Origin of the sequence: Tolypothrix sp. VBCCA 56010, assembly GCF_050875635.1 — a bacterium.
Lineage (GTDB): Bacteria > Cyanobacteriota > Cyanobacteriia > Cyanobacteriales > Nostocaceae > Hassallia.
The window spans coordinates 1-19,856 of sequence record NZ_JBPAOH010000106.1; the positions used below are offsets into that span (position 1 = coordinate 1).

The 19,856-nt window shown below is 43.9% G+C and carries 23 protein-coding genes and 1 pseudogene; 12 read left to right on the plus strand and 12 right to left on the minus strand.

Annotation, left to right across the window (positions count from 1 at the left end):
- Positions 1–116: 116 nt before the first annotated feature.
- Both AABK37_RS28035 and AABK37_RS28040 read right to left on the minus strand, forming a co-directional pair.
- On the minus strand, positions 117–473 hold the full coding sequence (locus AABK37_RS28035; RefSeq protein WP_432554775.1) for a GTPase: 357 nt from the start codon (positions 471–473) through the stop codon (positions 117–119).
- Positions 470–1,675, minus strand: a complete 1,206-nt coding sequence (locus tag AABK37_RS28040) for a GTPase (RefSeq protein ID WP_432554776.1) — start codon at positions 1,673–1,675, stop codon at positions 470–472. Before AABK37_RS28040 ends, AABK37_RS28035 begins: the two co-directional genes overlap by 4 nt.
- Before the next feature lie 323 nt (positions 1,676–1,998).
- On the opposite strand from AABK37_RS28040, the gene AABK37_RS28045 reads away from it, so the two are divergent.
- On the plus strand, positions 1,999–2,529 hold the full coding sequence (locus AABK37_RS28045; protein WP_432554777.1) for an NmrA family NAD(P)-binding protein: 531 nt from the start codon (positions 1,999–2,001) through the stop codon (positions 2,527–2,529).
- 192 nt (positions 2,530–2,721) lie between these two features.
- On the plus strand, positions 2,722–2,919 hold the full coding sequence (locus AABK37_RS28050) for a hypothetical protein (RefSeq protein ID WP_432554778.1): 198 nt from the start codon (positions 2,722–2,724) through the stop codon (positions 2,917–2,919).
- 86 nt (positions 2,920–3,005) lie between these two features.
- Here AABK37_RS28050 and AABK37_RS28055 read toward each other — a convergent pair.
- The 8 genes and pseudogenes from AABK37_RS28055 to AABK37_RS28090 form a co-directional block, all read right to left on the minus strand.
- Positions 3,006–3,131: pseudogene (locus AABK37_RS28055) on the minus strand (hypothetical protein); the annotation flags it as partial.
- A gap of 77 nt (positions 3,132–3,208) precedes the next feature.
- Entirely contained in the window at positions 3,209–8,545 is a 5,337-nt protein-coding gene (locus AABK37_RS28060) for a strawberry notch C-terminal domain-containing protein (RefSeq protein ID WP_432554779.1), read from the minus strand.
- 494 nt (positions 8,546–9,039) lie between these two features.
- Positions 9,040–9,654, minus strand: a complete 615-nt coding sequence (locus AABK37_RS28065) for a HEAT repeat domain-containing protein (protein WP_432554780.1) — start codon at positions 9,652–9,654, stop codon at positions 9,040–9,042.
- Between the two features lie 32 nt (positions 9,655–9,686).
- The gene (locus tag AABK37_RS28070; RefSeq protein ID WP_432554781.1) at positions 9,687–11,273 is read right to left on the minus strand and encodes a hypothetical protein; all 1,587 of its coding nucleotides are present in this window, start codon (positions 11,271–11,273) and stop codon (positions 9,687–9,689) included.
- A gap of 208 nt (positions 11,274–11,481) precedes the next feature.
- A complete protein-coding gene (locus AABK37_RS28075) occupies positions 11,482–11,862 on the minus strand; it encodes a hypothetical protein (protein ID WP_432554782.1) in 381 nt (126 codons plus the stop codon).
- A 19-nt stretch (positions 11,863–11,881) separates the two neighbouring features.
- The gene (locus AABK37_RS28080; protein WP_432554783.1) at positions 11,882–12,118 is read right to left on the minus strand and encodes a hypothetical protein; all 237 of its coding nucleotides are present in this window, start codon (positions 12,116–12,118) and stop codon (positions 11,882–11,884) included.
- Complete coding sequence (locus tag AABK37_RS28085; RefSeq protein WP_432554784.1) at positions 12,099–12,497, minus strand: hypothetical protein; 399 nt, start codon at positions 12,495–12,497, stop codon at positions 12,099–12,101. Before AABK37_RS28085 ends, AABK37_RS28080 begins: the two co-directional genes overlap by 20 nt.
- Positions 12,498–12,524: 27 nt before the next feature.
- The gene (locus AABK37_RS28090) at positions 12,525–12,968 is read right to left on the minus strand and encodes a hypothetical protein (protein WP_432554785.1); all 444 of its coding nucleotides are present in this window, start codon (positions 12,966–12,968) and stop codon (positions 12,525–12,527) included.
- A gap of 66 nt (positions 12,969–13,034) precedes the next feature.
- Between AABK37_RS28090 and AABK37_RS28095 the strand changes: the two genes are divergently transcribed.
- On the plus strand, positions 13,035–13,193 hold the full coding sequence (locus AABK37_RS28095; RefSeq protein ID WP_432554786.1) for a hypothetical protein: 159 nt from the start codon (positions 13,035–13,037) through the stop codon (positions 13,191–13,193).
- A 463-nt stretch (positions 13,194–13,656) separates the two neighbouring features.
- Here AABK37_RS28095 and AABK37_RS28100 read toward each other — a convergent pair whose 3' ends face one another.
- The gene (locus tag AABK37_RS28100) at positions 13,657–13,833 is read right to left on the minus strand and encodes a hypothetical protein (protein ID WP_432554787.1); all 177 of its coding nucleotides are present in this window, start codon (positions 13,831–13,833) and stop codon (positions 13,657–13,659) included.
- Between the two features lie 406 nt (positions 13,834–14,239).
- Between AABK37_RS28100 and AABK37_RS28105 the strand changes: the two genes are divergently transcribed.
- The 8 genes from AABK37_RS28105 to AABK37_RS28140 all read left to right on the plus strand — a co-directional run bounded on the left by AABK37_RS28105 (position 14,240) and on the right by AABK37_RS28140 (position 18,473).
- Positions 14,240–14,824 carry a hypothetical protein gene (locus AABK37_RS28105; protein ID WP_432554788.1) on the plus strand — a complete coding sequence of 195 codons (585 nt, stop codon included), beginning with the start codon at positions 14,240–14,242 and terminating at the stop codon, positions 14,822–14,824.
- A 75-nt stretch (positions 14,825–14,899) separates the two neighbouring features.
- Complete coding sequence (locus AABK37_RS28110) at positions 14,900–15,688, plus strand: DNA methyltransferase (protein WP_432554789.1); 789 nt, start codon at positions 14,900–14,902, stop codon at positions 15,686–15,688.
- A gap of 12 nt (positions 15,689–15,700) precedes the next feature.
- Positions 15,701–15,901, plus strand: coding sequence for a hypothetical protein (locus tag AABK37_RS28115; protein ID WP_432554790.1), 201 nt, complete (start codon positions 15,701–15,703; stop codon positions 15,899–15,901).
- 44 nt (positions 15,902–15,945) lie between these two features.
- Positions 15,946–16,170, plus strand: coding sequence for a hypothetical protein (locus AABK37_RS28120; protein WP_432554791.1), 225 nt, complete (start codon positions 15,946–15,948; stop codon positions 16,168–16,170).
- 114 nt (positions 16,171–16,284) lie between these two features.
- Complete coding sequence (locus tag AABK37_RS28125) at positions 16,285–16,578, plus strand: hypothetical protein (protein ID WP_432554792.1); 294 nt, start codon at positions 16,285–16,287, stop codon at positions 16,576–16,578.
- 57 nt (positions 16,579–16,635) lie between these two features.
- Complete coding sequence (locus AABK37_RS28130; protein ID WP_432554793.1) at positions 16,636–17,163, plus strand: GIY-YIG nuclease family protein; 528 nt, start codon at positions 16,636–16,638, stop codon at positions 17,161–17,163.
- An 85-nt stretch (positions 17,164–17,248) separates the two neighbouring features.
- Positions 17,249–17,569 carry a hypothetical protein gene (locus tag AABK37_RS28135; protein WP_432554794.1) on the plus strand — a complete coding sequence of 107 codons (321 nt, stop codon included), beginning with the start codon at positions 17,249–17,251 and terminating at the stop codon, positions 17,567–17,569.
- A 223-nt stretch (positions 17,570–17,792) separates the two neighbouring features.
- Entirely contained in the window at positions 17,793–18,473 is a 681-nt protein-coding gene (locus tag AABK37_RS28140) for a hypothetical protein (protein WP_432554795.1), read from the plus strand.
- A 9-nt stretch (positions 18,474–18,482) separates the two neighbouring features.
- Here AABK37_RS28140 and AABK37_RS28145 read toward each other — a convergent pair whose 3' ends face one another.
- Positions 18,483–19,487 (minus strand): hypothetical protein, encoded by a 1,005-nt coding sequence (locus AABK37_RS28145; protein WP_432554796.1) that lies wholly within the window; start codon positions 19,485–19,487, stop codon positions 18,483–18,485.
- Between the two features lie 81 nt (positions 19,488–19,568).
- Between AABK37_RS28145 and AABK37_RS28150 the strand changes: the two genes are divergently transcribed.
- Positions 19,569–19,823: a hypothetical protein gene (locus AABK37_RS28150; RefSeq protein WP_432554797.1), complete on the plus strand. Its 255-nt coding sequence runs from the start codon at positions 19,569–19,571 to the stop codon at positions 19,821–19,823.
- Positions 19,824–19,856 lie beyond the last annotated feature (33 nt).

Below are 19,856 nucleotides of genomic sequence, written 5' to 3' on the forward strand. Positions count from 1 at the left end.
AGAGCCAATTGTCCTAATGAAAGAGTCAATTATCTTCAAGATAGTACACACTACTTTCATCATTTCATCTTTTTAACAAACTTGGAGAAGCATAAGTACTTTTAAGATATTTAGTATCACCTAGCACCTAAAACTACGCAATGGCTGGTTAGCGATCGCCTTGAGGAGAAAACTTTTTGGTTTACTGAATGTATTCTTTTGTTGCTATCCGTATCTTTTGAACACTTGTTAATGAATTGAGTAACTGCGTCAACTGTGTTTTGGGAAGCTTCAACCTCAAAGCCTTTTGTGTCAAAAAGACGTAGTTGGCTTCTGGGTACTTTGTATGAAAATATCTCCTGAGTGACAGGATCGCCAACGCCAGTCATCGATATATTGAGATTGAGTACCGCGTTGATTAAGGTACTTTTGCCTTCCCCAGTATTGCCAATAATGACCACATTAATAGTGTCATCTATTGAGTTCAAGGTCATGGTTTTTGTTTCATAATCACTTCTTCCATTAACGCTGTTGCACCTGACACAATCTGATGCTGATGAGTTGATAGGGCAGATGAGATCGCGTCGATAATTGAACCTGCTGTTGGAGATGTACCCGCTCGAACCATGTCACCCACAGCGGCAATGTATGCGGTGCCAAATATCTTAACGACTGTTCCCGCAATAGTACCGCCAACCAGCGTCGAAGTGATTTGACCTACAAAAGGAATGAATTTCATCGTTTCAGTAAAAATCAACTTCCCTCCTACCGTCGCCATGACAATTCCCAGAGTGCCTTTTGCAACAGCTATTTGCCCTTGTTTCTCAAGATTAATTCCCAGTGCCCTATTGATCTGGTGAATCATGTTTATTTCAAGCGGAACCAACAATGCCGCATGACCACCGGGAACAAAAGCAGCAGGAAAAGATAGACCAACTGCTCCAAGTGCAGTCACGTTGACCACTTTAGTTGCGGCTTCTAGTTTTCGGTTAAAATCAGCAACCTGAGAAAACTTTAGTGCCGCCTGACACGCTGTAGGAATTAGACTCAAGGTTGCATCAAGTAGTTGAACCAGCCCAAAAGGTGCGACACGAAGCTTGCCAAAATATATTTCCTTCGCCAACACTGGAATAATGCTATCCGCTTCAGGCAAAGAACCACCAATCACTTTCAAGAAAGCTTCAGAGGAATCGTCCTTCAAATAAGACTTTGTAATGACTACAATAACGGGAACCTGAAGTTTAGAGCAAAGGCGAACCAGATCAATATGCACCTGTTGTAGCCGCCGTGATGTAGCTGCAATACAAAGCCAGACTATGTGAATATGCTGCTTACTATCCTTCTGCTTTCGGCGAGATTCGATTAATTCCTTTACTGCACTAACTGTCCGTTCCGCATCTAGGATTTCAAAACCTTCAGTATCAAATAGAGTAAGAGGCTTGTCTCGATATTCATAACACTGAATTCCCTTCGTTACGGGAAAGCCAGTACCTGTCGCTGCTAGTTCAACACCCAGCATCGCATTAGCTAAGGTGCTTTTACCATCTCCGCTGTTTCCTGCAAGCAATATATTGACGGGAGCATCAAAGCCCAGAGCCTCATTGTTGACAAGATTGTCAACTTCATTAAGCTCCTTGTTATCCAGCGTAAGATCCGGTGGAATTGCCCAAGGGTCCTCTTGGTTTTCACTTCGCATTAATTATCTCTTAACCAACTGATTGAGCCGTTTCAACAATTCTAAATGAGTTTTTTTCTTGCCAAGATATGCTCTGAATTGCCACTGGCATCACTGAGCGCTCGAAGGCTAACTATTTAATAGACGGAAAATTTCCGTCTATCACCCCATCCGCTCCAGTCAAATAATGCGTTATGAGTATTTTAGTCATAATATGAAGAAATTTTTTGTATATTTACATTATTAAACTATTATACAGAAAATTTACGCATAACTACTGAACTGATAACTGTTTAGTTTGCATAAGCAACACATTGCTCGTTCGCGTCTTTGAAACTATCTTTTTGGACAGTGCGAATAAGTATGCGAGCCTCGTTGTGCCTGAACTAAAGCAGCGCGGTGCGATAGTGCGGGCGCTGGCACGGAATGAAACTAAGGCAGAAGCAGCGCGACAGCAGGGTGCGGACGAGGTGGCGATCGGCGACCTCCAAGATTCAGACAGTCTTCGCGCTGCCACCAGTGAAGTAGACGATGTATTCCACATCAACCCCGCCTTCGCGCCTAATGAGGCAGAATTAGGGGTAGCGATGGTCGAGGCGGCTAAAGCGGCTGGTGTGCAAAAGTTCGTTTTTTCGGGTGCGATTCATCCATCGATCTCTAAGATGAGTAACCATGCGGCAAAGCGTCCGATCGAAGAAGCACTGTACGAGTCCGGTATGGACTTCACCGTTTTGCAGCCGACGATGTTCATGCAAACCAAAGATAACTCTACGGTTATCAGCCAGATAGCGGTGAGAATTTCAAAAGCGAAAACAATCTCTCAAATAAGAGATATTGTTGATGAAGTGGTTACTCAACATCCCGGCCCGTTTTAATTAACGGTTGCTGATGCCGAAATAGGAAGCCCTCTCTTATTCTCTAGGGGGCTTCCCCATACCCTACCTTACTATTTCATCTCATCCTATCGGCGCCTATCTTCGATTTTATGTGCGCTGAAACATTCCCCTTTTCGTAAATTTTGAATAGCCAACGGTGTTAACCGTACATGCCCTTTAGGCTGTTTTTTCATGAATAATCAAACTGAATTTGATTTACACAATTGGCTTAAAAGCTGGATTTCTTCTGCGTCTGAACAAGATGTGAGAAGCAAATTTGTAGAAGTTTTGCCCTACTTAGCGGAACAAGATGTTGCCTATCTCTTCTATCACTTTATCTTAAAGGATTTTCCTCATAAGCAAGATGAAATAGATTCCTTGTTAGAGTAACTAGATACGCTCGTTCGGAGAAGCCTTCTTTTTATGAAGGGGGCTTCCCCACTCCCCTACTCTACTGTTTCTCGCCTCAAAAATTATCACGGTGTTGGTCGATGTGTCGGGCAAACAGGATCAGAAATAAACCGCACTTGCGCCTCCGGGGCTTTCTCTCCATTCAAGATCCCGGCAATACTCAAATCCTCGTCAATTTCTTCCCAATGTAGCCCTTTTAGGTGAGCAAATTTGAAAACTAGAAATTACTTTGCTCATCTATAGGAATCCTGATGAAGAAAACAATTAACTATCTCTTCTTTTCAGCAGAAATTCGTTGTATATAATGAACTTGCAATCCCTCGGTTAATTCCGTGAACTGTTCCAAATCTTTTGCTTTTACAGTTGTCCGTTGAATATCGTCACCGTGAGCTTGCAGAATAACCTCAGTTTTGCTGCCAGTCCGCTGCTGGACAGTAATATTATCCCCCTTCTGGGTACAGTCGTAGCGTTTGTGCTTGAAAGTAACACCGCCCCAGATATCCAATTGTCCTCCCTCCGCCATCAACAACCGCACGGTTTGAAGCAACACTTGTCCCCGTACCAGGAACGGACGGTATTGTTCCAAGTCGGCTTGCATTTGTTGACGCACATAGTCAGAAAGTTCCGGCTGCTCTCTCGCATTACAAGCATCTGTTAGTTCAGAAATACGACGCTGCCGTTGCTCCGAGTCTAACCCTAAGTCCCGCACCGCACACGCCCAGGTGTACACCTCAGAATACGTCACATCAGACGCTTTGCTTTGTCCATCAATTATCCCATCTTCTGCGTTACATTCAGATCCTGACTGAGCGATCGCACCCGATACTTGCCCTGCACCTGTCTCGTCCTGTCCAATCTTTTCTGAGGTGAAAGTATCAACCGACACTAAAGTAGACGCGGGGAGAGACTCCGGCAGGGCAGGTGCAGGCATCTCCACCTCAGTAAAAGACGGCAATTCCCAGCCTAACATCGCCCGTGCTGCTTCCCGTTGTTCATAAGCTGCCAAAGCATAACCCCTTGACCGCATCATCAAAGCCAGCACCGCTGATAACGCTTCATTATCCACCAAACATTCCATGCGATCGCCCACAGAGTAAAACTCCGCCCCAGCCGCTTCTAGCAACTCCTCATCCAGATAATATTTACCCCCAGAATCCTTAGCCTTCGGCGTTTGCAACAAAAACGTCCCGGAATGTCCCGGCTTAATCGTTAAATGCTTATCCGCCGTTTTAAGTTGCCCCCCCTGCTCCGTCAAAAATCGCCACGCATCCTCAATAGTAGGCATCGTCACCCCCATTTGCTCCAATGCCGCTGACGCATCAAACCCCCGTTGCGTCAGTAACCCCTGGCGAATATTACCCTGCACATCCGTAAAATTGACCATCTTGCCCGGAAACTTCTCCCACGCCCTCAGCAGATTGCCCGTAAAAATCTGCCGTTTCTCCCGCGTCCTAGTCTGGCAATGGTCGAACAACTCGTAAATGTCCATCCCAGAGGATGTCTCTTTTGCCACCTTTAAATCAACAGCATTATCCTTGCCCGTATTGACTTGCGACAGCGATAAAGACAATTCCCGCACAGAATCCGCCAAGAATAACCGCATCTCCCAAGCAGAAGCAGCTACAGGGCTACTAGAGACACCCGTATGCTTCACACCCGCCACCACCCCATAAAATACATCATTCTTCTGGGTGGTCAGACATACCGCTTGCCCCACCGGATAATCCCCTAAAATAGTGGAAACGTGATAAAATTGACCATCAACAGCCGCAGCCCTTTCCGGTGTAATCTGCCATTTGTAGCGCTTTGCTTCTTCCCTAAGAAGGGCAATATCTGATAAAGCGATCGCCCTCGAAGCTTGTAAAATTGACGCAGGTGTATCATGAGTCACCTCCGTCACCGCAGGCAACTGCGCTGCAAGCCTCAGCTTATTTACCACTTGTAGCGTTGTGTAAGGTTTACGGGGAGCCTTCACATCAACAATCTCCGCATAAACCGCACCCGTAAACGGCGAATCGCTACGAGCATCAGCAGGCAACACCTCCATCCGTGCTAAAATAATCGCATCGAGATTGAGCGTACTGGCTTCCAGAATCGACTCCCCCATCGCTTCCTGTGTCGTCACAAACTCCAAGTATTTCTGCTCAATCACATCATAGAGCATTGACTGTGCAGCGATCGGCAATAGAGGAATCCTGCCTGTCACTTTGCGAATAGCGTCCTCTGAGGATAAAACCTCATCCGCTGTTTCTAGAGGAAAATCAAGCCGTTCGTGTAAATCTGGATATGCCCTCATAATTTCCGTCACCACCTTATCCCCGTACTCGTTCATAAAATCCGGTACTTGGCTTAGGGAAAACGCCCCTGAACGGGCTGCCGTGGTATTGGCATTCAAAGAAGCCATTTTTCGCGCCAACACAGCCCCTGGACGCTTCTCCGCTGGGATATCTGCCATCAGCAACGTGAAATTCGGCGGTACAACCTGCCCCGTGCGGTGTACCCTACCCAACATCTGCATAAACTGGTTAATATCAGCTTCTGCTTGCACTACAATCATATGCCGTTGCCGCCGGTCGGGAAAATGCTCAGACGCATGAAGAGAAATCCCCGTCGAACCAGAACGATTGAGAATAATTACATCACTTTGCCCGTCATTAAAATCTTTAACCGTCCTCACAGCCGTTGCCTTGCTGCGCTCGGAGTTCGTCCGACGCTGGTAAAACGTTGTATTATCAGCATTATAAACCGCTATATGCTCCCGTCCGGTCACTTCACCCACCCGGTAGCCTTCCTGATTCAAACGAAACGTGATGTAATCAATCGGACTTACTGGAATCTCGCTAAAATCCGTCTCATTAATTAAATCACGGATGGCATCGTACCGCGCAGTCGCTGCCACCCCCAGTTCCTCATCCGTCAACCGATGGCGGGATTTTTCCCCATAGGGATTACCAATGATAACATCCCGGCTGCGCTCCAAATAACGATGCAACAAAACTCCAAAATCGACATCCATCACATCCCCCGGACGCAACTCCTGCACCTCGGCAACTCGAGCAATTAAACTACCCATTGTATTCGAGAGTGCCAGCACAGGCTTCTCCGACTCTGGTTGCCGCAGCAGACGCAAACTTTCCTGCACGGTTTCTTCCGCTTTCAGGGCAAACAGCATCTGGTCAATTACATTGTGCATGATGCTGGTAAAATTGGTACTGGTTGCCCCAGCCCCACCAGTCGAATTATCGCCAAAAGCTGCTTTTGCCTCAGCTTTGAGTTCCTTGTCCATCCCCTTAACCACTTGCTGCTTCGAGCGGTCAAACTCCATAATCGAAGCCATAATCAGCGAGATATTTTCAGCCGTGTCGTGGTTTACAGGCACAACCACCGGGTCAAAACGCACCCCCTCAAACGACCGTTCCCGACGCACATATTGCCCAGCTTCAGTCAGCATCGATGCTAAAGTTTGCTGTAACGGCACACCCCCCGATGCCACCAGCGAAGTAAGGTTTTCCATATTACTCAGTGCCAAACGCATATCAGTACGGAAGTATAAATCCATCACCTGCGGGTCTTTGGCATACGTCGCACTAGAATACACCACCCCCTGCGACAGCCGCACCAATTCCCGTGTAAAATCGGCTCGGTTGGAAACTGCCTCGTGTTTTTTGACAAGGCTGGTGGAACCACCAGCTTCGTGGCTTTCGTCTAGAATAACCAAACTATTGGGAGCAAACTGCCGTAAAAAGGCTCTGCGTTCCGTTTCCTGCCCTTTCACCGTCTGTAATTGCGAGTAGGTGGTAAAAATGGCATCATATCTGCCCAACTGCCCCGATGACTGCAAAGCCTGCATCACTTCCCGATGGTGTTTGCTGTTGGTTTTCAACACCCGTCCATCCGGTAAAGGCAAAGTCAAATCCGGATTCGTGACCAACGGGTTGAACCCAGGCATCCCAATATCCCGCAAATCACGCACCATATCCGCATAAAGCGGTGTATCTTTGGTGACAAAAAGCGGTGTTCGTCCCGTTACATTAGCATAGCGAATCATTGCCGCTACCACCCGACCCTTGCCGATGCCAGTTTGGTCTCCTAAAATAAATCCGCTGCCTTTTTCTAAGTTCGATACGGAAAGAGCGATCGCATCCACTTGTTCGGCGCTAAAATAGCGATGCAGTTCCTCAGTCGTCCCGTAAGCAAGACAGTCAGCGACATAGGCATCAAGTTCCCCCACCTGCCGCTCTAACTTAAGTAGAGCTTGAGTTACACCTGTTTGCATATTCGTCGGAACCAATGTCCCAATTGCCCGTGCCTTACTTTTTGGCTGGTAGGCAAGCTGTTTCGGTTGTTCTACCGCAGGAGGGGATTGATTGTCTCCATCAGCCACTCCTCCAGATTCGGTTGCACGTCCGGGGTCTGAAACATCCCCAGCAGACTCTCTATCCGTTCCCCGTCCGTCTCCACTTGTACCGGAAACGAAATCGGCAGCAATTGCAGCCGCATTAGCATAATGTCGCTCTCGTAGACGAGAAACCGCGTCCAGGCGTTGCGCCATTGATGAATCGCTGTCGAGTGTGGTATCATCGGTAATATCGGTCTTTTTTGGTAAATCGAGAACTCGCGGGTCATTTTCTTCATCAGATGATGCGTCTCCGATACCGATGTCTGCACCGATTCCATCCATTGCTGTATCAGCCAATCGAGCCGCAGCGTCAACAGCGTCAGATAACGGTTCTGGTTCAACTGGGTTTCCTCCCTCGGCACTAACACCGTAAATACCCGCTCCGACTCCGGTGGTGCCCACACGTTCAACTTCAGCACGTTGGGATTCGGCTCGTACAAAGTCATCGAGATATTCCCCCAACTCGTCAAAAGTTTTGTAAATACGTGGTACGTATACCGCAGGTAAAGGACGCTCGGACTTTCCCTTGCCATCAATGACAATCACATCAATCGGAAATCCTGCTCCTTGTTTACGGTAGAGATTCCCAAAAACAGAAAAATGGTCAACCACGTTGAAGTGTTGATACAGCGTCCAGTAAAAGCCCCGACTTTCCCGACTGTTGTAGCGATCGCTGCGACTATCTTCATCAACCCCCAGTTTACCACCTAAAATCAGCACTCCTTGCCCGTCTGGTTTCATCGCAAGCAAACTTTTAAGAGCGATTGCGTGGTCAATTTGGGTGGTCTGAAATTGCCCAAACCGAAACCGTCTAAGTTGCCCTGGTACTGACTCCACCGTACCAAACGGTGGGTTCATAATCACCACATCATGCAACTTCTCAGGTAAATAAACGGATGCGTCTTGAGAAGTCACCGTATATCCCTGCGCTCTCAAATCCGCTGCCCGTGCTGCATTGAGTTCATTAACAGTAACATTTTCAGGGGTAGTTCCCAGCAATAATGCCCCATGTCCTGCACTTGGTTCGTACACGGTTTTCTCAGGGGTGACTTTCGCACTAACCAAAGCCAGATAAGCAATTGGTAGCGGTGTACTGTAAGCTTGCTGGGCAACACTGGTGCTAGAGCGAACATTGAGGGCAGGTTGGCGATCGTGCAATGCGACCAAGTGGTGGTAAGCTGACTGAGGAGTATCTGCACCAGTCACAATATCCTGGGCAACCCGGACTAACGCTGCTTCAACCGCTTCATCGACTTGTTTGGTGAGTGGGGAACCAAACTTAACCGACTGTCCCAGGTAACGCGAAGCAAACTCCCTTGCCTCAATGATCGTAGAAAATTGACCACCTGACTGAAAATGTTCTTTGAATGCGTGGACGAGCGCGGACGTGAAACGTTATCCCTGAAAATATTGAGGTGAAGAATTAATTCTTTTAATTAAGAAAAAATAAATAAAAATTGCAATAAGATTTTTGGCAATCACTTTTAGCTTCAGCATGAATATGTAACAAAGCTTTATCGGCGGCGGCGGTAAATGTGTCCTTATGAAAGCTAAACACTCTCGTGTTTTTATCTACAGCAGTTCCCGCTATTGTGAGGTACATGTTTAGTGCTGAAAGGGTCGAGGAGAAGGGAGTGTGGAGGGGGAGAGACTGTACTTCATAACAGAAGGAGCCGCTGTATAAAAATTAACATTTTGGTTCATTGCTTAATGCTTGATAGCATCTGAATTGCGGTCTGTGCAGCCTGCCGAACATCAGGATGAGCATCTAGTAAAATCGCGCGTAAATAAGGGATTGCCGAGACTATACCCAAATCACCTAGCTCATCAGCAGCATTTTCTCTCACAATAAAATGTGAGTCTTTAAGTTTATCCAGCAATAGCGGTAATGCTTTATCAGGGTATAAACGAGCCACAAACCGGAGAACACTACCTCTAACGTATGGAGAGGAATGTTCCAACATTGCCAAAACTTGTTCTACAGCATCTTTTTCTCCTAGTTTACGCAGACCATCAATTACTTCTGCAACAATCATCGGCTGCTGGTGGTGAAGATAATTGATTAGCAAAGGACGCAGTTTGTCTTTATCTACAGGAGACTCAGAAAGCGCAAAAATAATTCCTCTTAGTCTGTCTGGCTCGGCTGCGTCTATTGCTTTGTATAAATAGTCAACACCCGCATCCCCCTGGTTTTTGATTAAAAGGGCTACCTCTAAATAATATGTTGATGCATCTTCCCCTTCTAAAGGCTGCCCTTGAAAGTATTCAATTAGCTCTTTCAACGTCAAATGGTTTAACTCAGGATATAAGCTCATCTCCTGTATCCTAAAAAAATAGTTATAGAATGCTACATACCACACAAATCACGAATCTGCTGTAGTGTCATTTCACCAAAATTACCTGTTGGAAATTCTCCACGTAAAGTACCAGGTATTTGATTAATTGTAATTTGTCCTGCGTCGCGCAAGCGATTTAATTCCGCAAGCCGTCTATCTCCTAAGTTTACACCAAATTTTTTCGCCAGTCTTTCGTATTGAGTCAAAATTTTTACTGCTTTATTGCACAGATCGCGAGGTGGTCTTCGATCACCTCCACCTCCATCTCCTGTACGGCTCATCGTCAGGGTTGAAGTTAGCGCTTGGTGTCCAGTGGATTCAGGAATCGCTACAGATTGAGAAATTATATATATTAAAGTACCGACCAAAATGCCACCTAAAATAATCCCTGGATGTGGAATGGGAATTGGTGCTGGTAACGGTATTGCTTGAGCTATCTGTGCAATTTTTTGTTCTTTAATAGCAGATTTATTTTTAGAAGAAGACTCCAGAACTCTGACTTGGATAACTCCATCATTTAATGCACCGCTAGGAGCAATAAAACGCATATAAACCTGCTCGTGTACTTTGCTCCACGATGTTTCAGAAGTGCCCCCGGCAAGATTTGCATCCTTTGGAATAACAAAAGCATCAGCTAGGGGGTGATAGCTAAAATTCGTCCTTAAAACTTCTTGTCTTGCTTTCAACAAAGACTGAGCGAAATTACCAATATCACCCATATCGTTAAGAACTTGGTCAAATGAAGGTAATGATGTTTGGCGGGAAATTTGACTCCAGAGGTTTATAGTTTTGTCATAAAAACTGACATCCATTTTATCCCTGTATTCGGGAATAAGCTTGTCAACTAAAGCTTGAGAGTTTTGAGGAAGACTGCTATAGGGAACTCCAGCTTGCATACTCCAAGATAAAACCTGTACATCTTGAATAGGAACCCCTGCTCTGCTTGCACGCTGGTACAAAGTACTCAAAGCTTTTGCCATTTTGCCATCAAGCTTGGCTAGAACGTAGCGGTTCCCCGAACCATTTAAGGTATAGACTTTAGTGCAATAAAAGTGGGCTGGAATTTCGTAGTCACTTGGTGGCAAAACATCAGAATCTTTCAAAGAAATCAGGTAGAGCGTTTTTGGTGAAAACGGCTTGCCGGGGAGTTCCTTGTTTTTGGGGTAAAACTTATGCTCCGTCCCTACAATCGGAATTTCATCCTTAAAGAAGGAACGCAACTGGTTTTTAACAACTTCGTTAGCCCCACGTTTGATGACATCTTCAGTACAACCAACAAATGGAAGACAAACTGCGACCTTTTTCTTAAAGTCAGTAAAAGTCGTTGAATCTAGTTCAAGTGACGATTTTTCACTATTGCTTGTGTCAATATTGTTTCCCTCGTTGCTAGATATTCCTTTGCTTTCAACAATTTTGTTAGTTATCAACTCACTACTTTGTGGAGATACAGCAGCGTTGGCTTGTGCGTGACTTGTCAGGTATCCATTAAAAGTGAGTGAATTCAAACCTAAAACACCGCTCAGAAGAACCGAAAGTGTTTTTTTCAAAATTGGTTCACTCGCAGCGGCAAGAAAACCAATCAAAGCAGCTACAACCAACCGAAGCCGACGTATCATTTGCTTCTTTAAAAACTGAGTAACAACGCAGTTAGGTTATATTACACCATTTCTGATTATTTAAGTAAATGCCAGTCTTTGCCCTGAATGCCATCTATGATAGCAGACGATACCACCAGAAACCAGAGGAAAGTTTGAACGTGCATGTTTGGCACACTTCCCTCTGGATTTCCAGTGTATCTGCTTAAAATTAAGGCAAGGTCGGATGAATCATGCCATTTGCTGCGAGACTGTTAGCAATCCAGTAAACGCCTGTGTGATGAAATTGTCCTGATGCCCATAATCTTTTCACTTCGGCTATGATGATATCGCAATCGTTATCACTCAACATCGCCCCATGAATTGAACAATCAGCCCGGACAAAATCGTGGGTTACATAATCAAGTTCTCCTATTTCGGCAAGATTGATAGCTTCACACAAGTCATCAATTTCGACCGAAGAGAGAGGAGAAACATCAATAAAATGGTCGGGAAACATTTCTGCTATATCAACATTCCCTGCTTGCTGTTGAAACAACCGCAGCGATGCCAGGATGGTTGCTATTTCCCTTGCATTAAGTTGCATGTTCATGGTGAAAACCTCAGTATTTTCAAATAGGAACATCAAGTGCTAACATCAATGCGAAGCACTCATCAAAAGAGCCAAAAAACACATTCCCTGATTGATAGCCCTCGACGACTTTTAAGACTTTCTCTTCGGTTTGAATCAAGGAGAAAACCTCTTCTGACTCAGTGGCATCCATATCAGGCATTTCATAGCCGCAAGCGGGACATTCTATGGGAGAATCCGCTAAATCAAATTCACATCTACAGAAAGGGCAAATCATGCTCTTCAAAAAGACTTAACTGTTTACTTGAAATCTCTTGCCCGTGTTCTTTTCTCATAGCATCGTGCGCGAGATATAAGCTAACCAGCATCTCATCCCACCATCGAGGAACAGGGGGAACAGGCTGACAAGCTTGTACGACTTCAACATAGGCATTGAGGCAATCGGTAGCTTTCAGAAACGCCGTATACGCATCAAAAGCCAGACTTTTCAATTCCTGTCGAAGCGCTTTTTTAGTCGAAGTTTTAGCGGTATTCCAATAGATGCTCCATTGTTTTTGATGGTATCTATTTGCATATTCAATCGCTAACCCTAAATACATTTTCGCCGCTATAATCGAAGGATGTTCGCCTTGAATCTTTTCAAAGGCAACCTGCATCGAACATAAGGAGCAATACATAAAGTCTTATGCAATTGTTCTCCCCAAGACTTGCGACAAACTGAAAGCTACCGTGTCTCGTTCTGAAGGGACACAGCTTTGAATCAGTTGAATTAGAAACGCCTTATTGATGCCCTTACCTCGCAAGTTAGTGTCATCATTGATAACCTTTAACTCCTTGAGTTTTGAGGCAACCTTTCGCGCTTCATTAAGGGTTAAATGCTCGACAGTTTCCGTTAAATCATATTGAATCTGTCCAGCATGGGGTACGTCTTGAACATCCTTTTCTTCCGCTTTTTCTCTCTTCTCCTTTTGTGGTTTATGAATGTTACCAATAGGGGGAGAAGTCTCCGGTGTCGTTGAAACGGCAAGCAGGGAAGAAGATGCAGGTGTGTAGAAAAGCCAGCAGTAGAAAGAAAAAATAATTACGAAAAGCTCTACAGCGAAGCCAAAACCAATATGTACTTGCATGGTTAAAATCCTCAAAATTTACAATCACTCTGATTGAAGCGATGAAATCAACAGCGAAAGCCCAATATGAGACATAAAAAAAGACCATCTGAAGGAGTATCCAGACGGGTGACGCTGATAAATCGAGCGATATTTGAGGCAACTTGCGTTACTTTTTATCGAGATGCAATTACTAATTTCGATAATTTCAACAATTACAATCCGATATCTTTATCTTTTGATTGAATATAATTTAGACTTTAACTAAATCTTCAATGCAGGCTGCCAGTATTTGCAACATGGTTTGGGCAGACTTTAGTAACGGGAACATCTTCATAAAAAAAGGATGCTGACCAGCACAATCAACATAAGTGATACCATCAAAGCACTAGCATAAAATCTCTTCTCTTTGCACCTTGTAGGGGTTCCATTTTTGTTTACTCAAGATTTGTGAAATATTGGAATTTTGCACTATAAGTTGCTAAACCACTTGTTCTTATAAAAGTGATTTTATGAAATATTCAAAAGAATATTATCAATATTTACAATCATCTCGGTGGGCAAAGAAATCTACTTTCTGTCAGCGGATGACACAGCATCGTTGTGTTCTCCTCCCGTGGCACAGAAGTAACGTATGCCATCACTTGACCTATCGTAACCTCAAACGTGAAATTCCGGTTATTGATACCGTTCCCCTGTCCCATAAGGCTCATGAGATTGTCCACTGGGGAATTTTCTGGAACAGTCCTTTACGCCCTGTAATCAATGCTATTCTCCGCATCTTGATGCTTTGGGTAATAGCTACTATACTGACACACAGATTGTTCAGATTCATCAGCGCACCTTTGAGAAAGCCAATAATTTCTCGCTTGTCCACTATTTTCAAAGTTTAATTAACTTTCACTGAAAACTAATTATTAGTAAGTTTTATGAACGGCTATTGTAACTAAGAAAATCCTAGAACAATCTTTTAGAATCAACTTAACTAATAAATTACTCTAATTTTATTTGTCCCAATCTTAAGCGGAATAATCCTTTTTTCTCTTCGCCCTGCTGTGGTTATTTACCTTACATTTTGACCACAGGCTTTGAGAAAAGAAGAATACGGAGTGCTAACGCACAAAATTATTGATGTGCAGCCACACGCGCCGCCGTCTGCTCAAGCCTTCCCTACGGCGGAGCACGGGTACTCCATCTTCCTACACTCCGCTCATTGCTGCGTTCCGTGCAGACGGAGCCTCCCCCGCGCTCCGGGCTTGCCCAGCCGTCGTCGGATGTGGCGGCACAGAAGCATGAGCGAGAAAAAAGAAAGGAAACATCTCATGCTTCATAACAAAAGAACTTGGACGATAAACGAAGTATCCAGCCCCGAACAACTAGCTGAAAAACTAACGGCTCACACCTGGACGGGCTGTACTGGATTCAAATTAGGAAACCTTTTATTTCTAAATGATGCCACTAGCGGAGACGGAGCGCAAGAATACGCTGTTGTTGCTCTGTATACTAATAACGACTTTCTGCAAATTGAATCGATTACGTTCAGTTGGTGCAGTTACGAGCAAGCCTTAGCATATATCAAAAATTTGCATAACACTAATTTTTGTATCCTCGAAGGCTCACGCCACCCAGATTGGGGAATTACTTTTAACGTTTCTCCTCAAATAGAGCCATTATCAGGGGTTGGGATGAACCCGGACAAAAACGGACAACCTTCTACAAAATCCTCACTAAAAACGATGATCTCGGAGCATTTTGAGGCGGTTCTTGACGACATGCGATTGGAACCAAACAGATCAACCGCCTCAAAATGCCAAGGTTGTCCGTTTTTGTCTAGGAAAAATGAAGCGGCATCGCTGTTATTTGTGCGCTTGATTTAAGACGGGCTGCCACCGCTTCACGGCAGCCCACCCCTTACCCACATTTATAACCGAATTTTCTGAAAGTTTAAAGTCATGCAACTATCTGACAATCCCACTCAACACAAAGAAGACTTTACTCAATTCGCGGTAACTATTTCCGAACTCATTGCAAAAATTGACAAATTGAATGCCAATTATCGCCGACTTGAAGAACAATTAAACGCAAATATATCTGTTCAGACACCCAAATTAGAGAACCAGCTTATACAGGGAGATTGCATCGAAGTCATGCAAACCTTGCCAGCGGCAAGCGTTGATTTCATTCTGACCGATCCGCCGTATATGGCGCGTTATGAATCTAGGGATGGGCGCACTCTACCAAATGATGATAACGACCGTTGGCTATATCCAGCATTTAGCGAGATGTACCGCGTCTTAAAGGAAAACAGCTTCTGCATATCTTTCTACGGTTGGCACAAAGTGGATCGCTTCATGCACGTCTGGAAGCGTGCCGGATTTAGACCTGTGGGACATTTTGTTTTCAGTAAAAGTTACAGTTCCAGCCAATCGTTTACCCAGTTTTGCCATGAAAACGCCTATTTGCTGGTGAAGGGCAACCCTACTAAACCTAGTCATGTTCCCCGTGATGTTTTGGCGTGGAAATATACAGGTAACAAACTACACCCCACCCAAAAACCAACCGAAGCATTAAGCGAACTCATCAAAGCCTACACCAAACCAAGCGATCTAATTCTAGACCCGTTTGCAGGTTCCGGCTCTACAGCGATCGCCGCCAGACAGAACGGACGAGGTTTTATCGCCATCGAGAAAGATGCAAATTATTTCAATATTGCACAAAAACGCCTAACTACCAACGCTTAAAGGAACAAAAAAATGTCACCAAAATACCCACATATCACCGTGAAACTAACTGCCAATGATAGCAACGCATTTATAATTCTTGGAATCTGCCAGCGTGCTGCAAGAAAGGCTGGTTTATCAAATGAAGAGCTAACAGCTTTTCGGCAAGAGGCAACAGCAGGAGATTACAATCATTTGTTGGCAACGGTTATGCGTTGGTTTGATTGTGAATAAAAGACCGCCCGTAACGACTAAATTTTTAGTATCGAAAGGATTTTATGGATCAATTTATTACGAAAGAAACGGCGATCCGAGCAAACTTAACTGCCCTGGAAGGCATTCTCTACAATGCGATAGAGCGTATAGACGAGGCTACGCAATATTTAACTGTAAAAGGAGGAAATACAAATGCCGCTATAGGAGCGATTATCGACCTTGATCAGCTATTAGAAACTGCCGTGAATCTTCATAAAGCTGCCTTGTTTCTTCACCGCCTTAAATAATCAAAATTTTAATTTTTGAAATCAAAGGGGCTGTCATTGCTACAACCGTAGCCCCTTACCCTCACCATTACAAAACTAATCACATGAAAGAACACCACTATGCAAAAAATGCTAATGAAACGCATCATAGATGATATTGAAAATGATGAGTGTACCAAAACGGAAGTTGAAAAGTTATTAGATTACTTTGAAATTGTGATGGCTTCTATAGCCGGAACCAAGGCATACAAAGGTTGTTATAACTTAGCTGATTTCGACATTAATAAACAATGTGGGCTTAGAAATTTTAGCCTTGTAATGGAGCGGTTAAACCTTGAAGGGCAAACTTTTGTTGGTCAATTTTGGTTCGGCACATTTACCAGTGGCGAAAAGAAATTGAAGGTATCAGGGCATTTAGAAGAGTGCTGAAAATGAAATTACAAAATTAAATAAATAGAAGTTTAAATTTTAAAGAAAGAAAATTATATGGAAAAAATGATTCCAGTATCGAAGTTTATCGAAGAGTCAAAAGGGATTAAACTATCTTTCGTTGATGAAGATACTGAAAGTATGGTGGTTGCCACAATCCCTTTTATGTGGACTGGGCATATCCTGGTTTTTAATAGAGAAAAAATTGCAAAAGCCTTAGACCGAGAAGAAGCGCAGCGCCCCGGTGTTTACCTTCTCTGTGGAGAAAGTGAAAAAAGAAACCTGCTTTATATAGGCGAAGGTTACGACATTCGCAAATGCCTTATAGAACAGGATAAAACTAAGGATTGGTGGTCAAAAGCAATCTTGATCACATCCAGCGGTGAACCTCTTAATAAAACACATCTTCGCTATTTAGTAGAGCAACTCGTATTACATGCAAAAAAAATTGATCGGGTTATCATGAATAACGTAAATGATAATCCATCTACTTATGTAATGAGTGAAGCGGCAACTGCTCAAATGACAGATTTTTTGGAAAAAATTATTTATGTTCTATCTTCGTTAGGATTTAATTGTTCATAAGAAAGTAAGTGCCAATGGCATCTTTTAAGAATTTTCCAGATTACATTTCCTCATTCAAACAGCAATTGTATCAAGGGTAAAAGGAATGGTGCAGAACGTACAAAATTACCTAGTGATGCCAGCTAAATGTGTCACCTGCCCTTTCCGTACTGATGAACACGGCAGACATCCAAATCCACAATTAACATCAAAGCTTATGCAACAGGTTATATGTGAAGCATCTCAAATATGCCACCATCCACGGCAAGCGGGTAAGCCGGAGACTCATCTTTGCAGGGGAGCGCGGGACTACCAACTAACAATTTTTCATCGCTTAGGCGTGATTCCAGCCCCTACAGATGCAGCATGGCAAGAAACCATTAAAAAATTTAACTCTACAAATTTTATCAAACAAGATATTCTGTAAAATACGGCTGTAAAGCAATCTTTCCACTACATCTACTCACCGTTTGATTAAATGCACCATTTCACGTTGCATTTAATGAAGACCAGCGCTAAAATACGCCACAACGTGCATAATCCAACGTCATAAATCCTTGCTTTATCAAACATATTTGATAAAAAATTAAGATAAATAACACTTATTTTGGTTTGTACAAAACTAAATAAATAAAAAGCAAGAGTTTATCATGACAGAGGCAGCACTTGTTCTTGAAATAGAACCATCCCAACCGCCAACAGTAGAAGTAACCCCTACCGAAGAAGTATTGCACTCTCTTCAGCTTGCCTACGAGTATCTTAATTTCAAACTCTTCAAAGATGAACTTCCCGCTTGCATATTGAGTTTCAGCGCAAGAGGGAAATCATGGGGATTTTTTGCCCCCAAGCGATGGAGTAAAACACCAAGCATTATATCACACGAAATCGGATTAAACCCTGAACTTTTACAACGCGGTGATAACCGAATTATTGAAGTTTTGTTAAGGCAAATGGTCTGCTTATGGCAGCATGAAAACGGTATTCCCAGCCGTCCCGGTTACGTCAATGCCGAACTTGCCGAAAAGCTGGAATCCTTGGGATTAATACCATCAGACACAGGAGAACCGGGTGGAAAGAAAACAGGCTATCGTGTTCGGCATTACCTAGATCCAGATGGTAAATTTACCGCTGTTTTGAAAGATATTACCCATGAACATTTCCCCTGGAAAGCTAACCCCCTCTTCACATTAGAAAAAGTCAAGCCGACAAGAGTAAAATTCACCTGTCCCGTTTGTGGTGCAAACACCTGGGGAGGACGAGAACTTAAACTTAAATGTTTTACAGATAATTGTAACGCTGATATGCAGGCAGAACCAGAGCAAGCTTTTTAGCCCCCCAGCCTACATAAAAAATTCTTCTTTCGTCACATCCTTAGTCTTCAATCGTTTTTTCGAGGAATCCCCGCTTTTTTGCGGTTGTTTTGGTGACGTTGTTTTTTCTGATACTAAGTTACTTGTGGGTTGTCGTGCTGTTGAAGTTTCTAGTTCCTCTTGCTGTATTTTACCCAACTTGACCGATTCTTGTTCCCTTGCGCTTACTTCTTTACCGTCAGACATAGTATCCATAACAGCTTGAGATTCTAACGACTGCTGTTGATCCAGTTGCTTTTGTTCGCTTGTAGCAATGGTTTTATCTTCAGCTTTATCATTAGCCTTAGTCCCTGTTTTCTTCTTCCCCTTCATATCCGTAACATTCAGCCGAGGGGTTAACCCGAACAACAAGCGATCGCTGTCATATTTTGTAATCTTTTCCAGTCCTTCCTGATAAACTTCAGCCGACACTTTCCCCGATGCTACCCAGCGATCTAACAATCTTCCCATGAGAATCAGCTTCTGGTTTCCCTGCTGTTGGCTTAAAATGTCATCATCTTGAAAATTGGCAGTTCCCGAATCAGATTTATTATCCAGCGAATTTAACCCAAATAACGCCCGTTCAGCATCGCGGGTAAGATATTCATCAAGCGCTTGTTTAAAATCCTGTTGTAAGACACGTTCCCACTTTAACCATTGTTGCAGAATTCGCCCCTTAATAATCAGCTTCCGGGTTTCAATTTCCCGTGGAGTCATTTCTAGGGGAAGACCAAAGATTTCCCGGTCATAGTTATAAACAAGATTAGAACTTAGGGCTTTTTTAAACTCTGATTTCAACGCTTTAAGATTCAAATCTCCCAAAAACTCCTGATTCTCAGCCATATCTAGCCATTCATCCAGGATTTCCCCCATCAAGCGGTACTTACGACCGATAACTTTCTGACTTTCTCGTTTTTCCTGTTTACGCAACCTGTCGATTTCAGCCTTGAGAGCTGCCACCTGATCCACCGTTTGCTGAAGTCGCTTGACCCCCATTTTTCTCTCACTGCCCCCCTGTGGATTTTATTTTTATTTTATCGTGTGTGACATTGATGCACATATTTTGGCAACGATTGTATGGTATACTACCCCTGTCCTCGCTCTGACCCCATATACCAAACTCAAGCAGACTCGACCAGCCCCAGCGTGGGAAGAGCGCAGTTATACATTGGGACGCTACGCTTTGAACAAACAACCTCGCAAGTTCGGCTGTTTGTTCAACCCAACGTAACCGCGCCAAAGAGGGACACCCTCTCTGGACTCACCCGAACCACAGCAGCGCAGGCATCGCCGTGCGGAGAAAAAATTGCTGCATCGCCAGATTTTCGCTAGGATCTCATCATACCTTACAGCATCAGGGGTTAA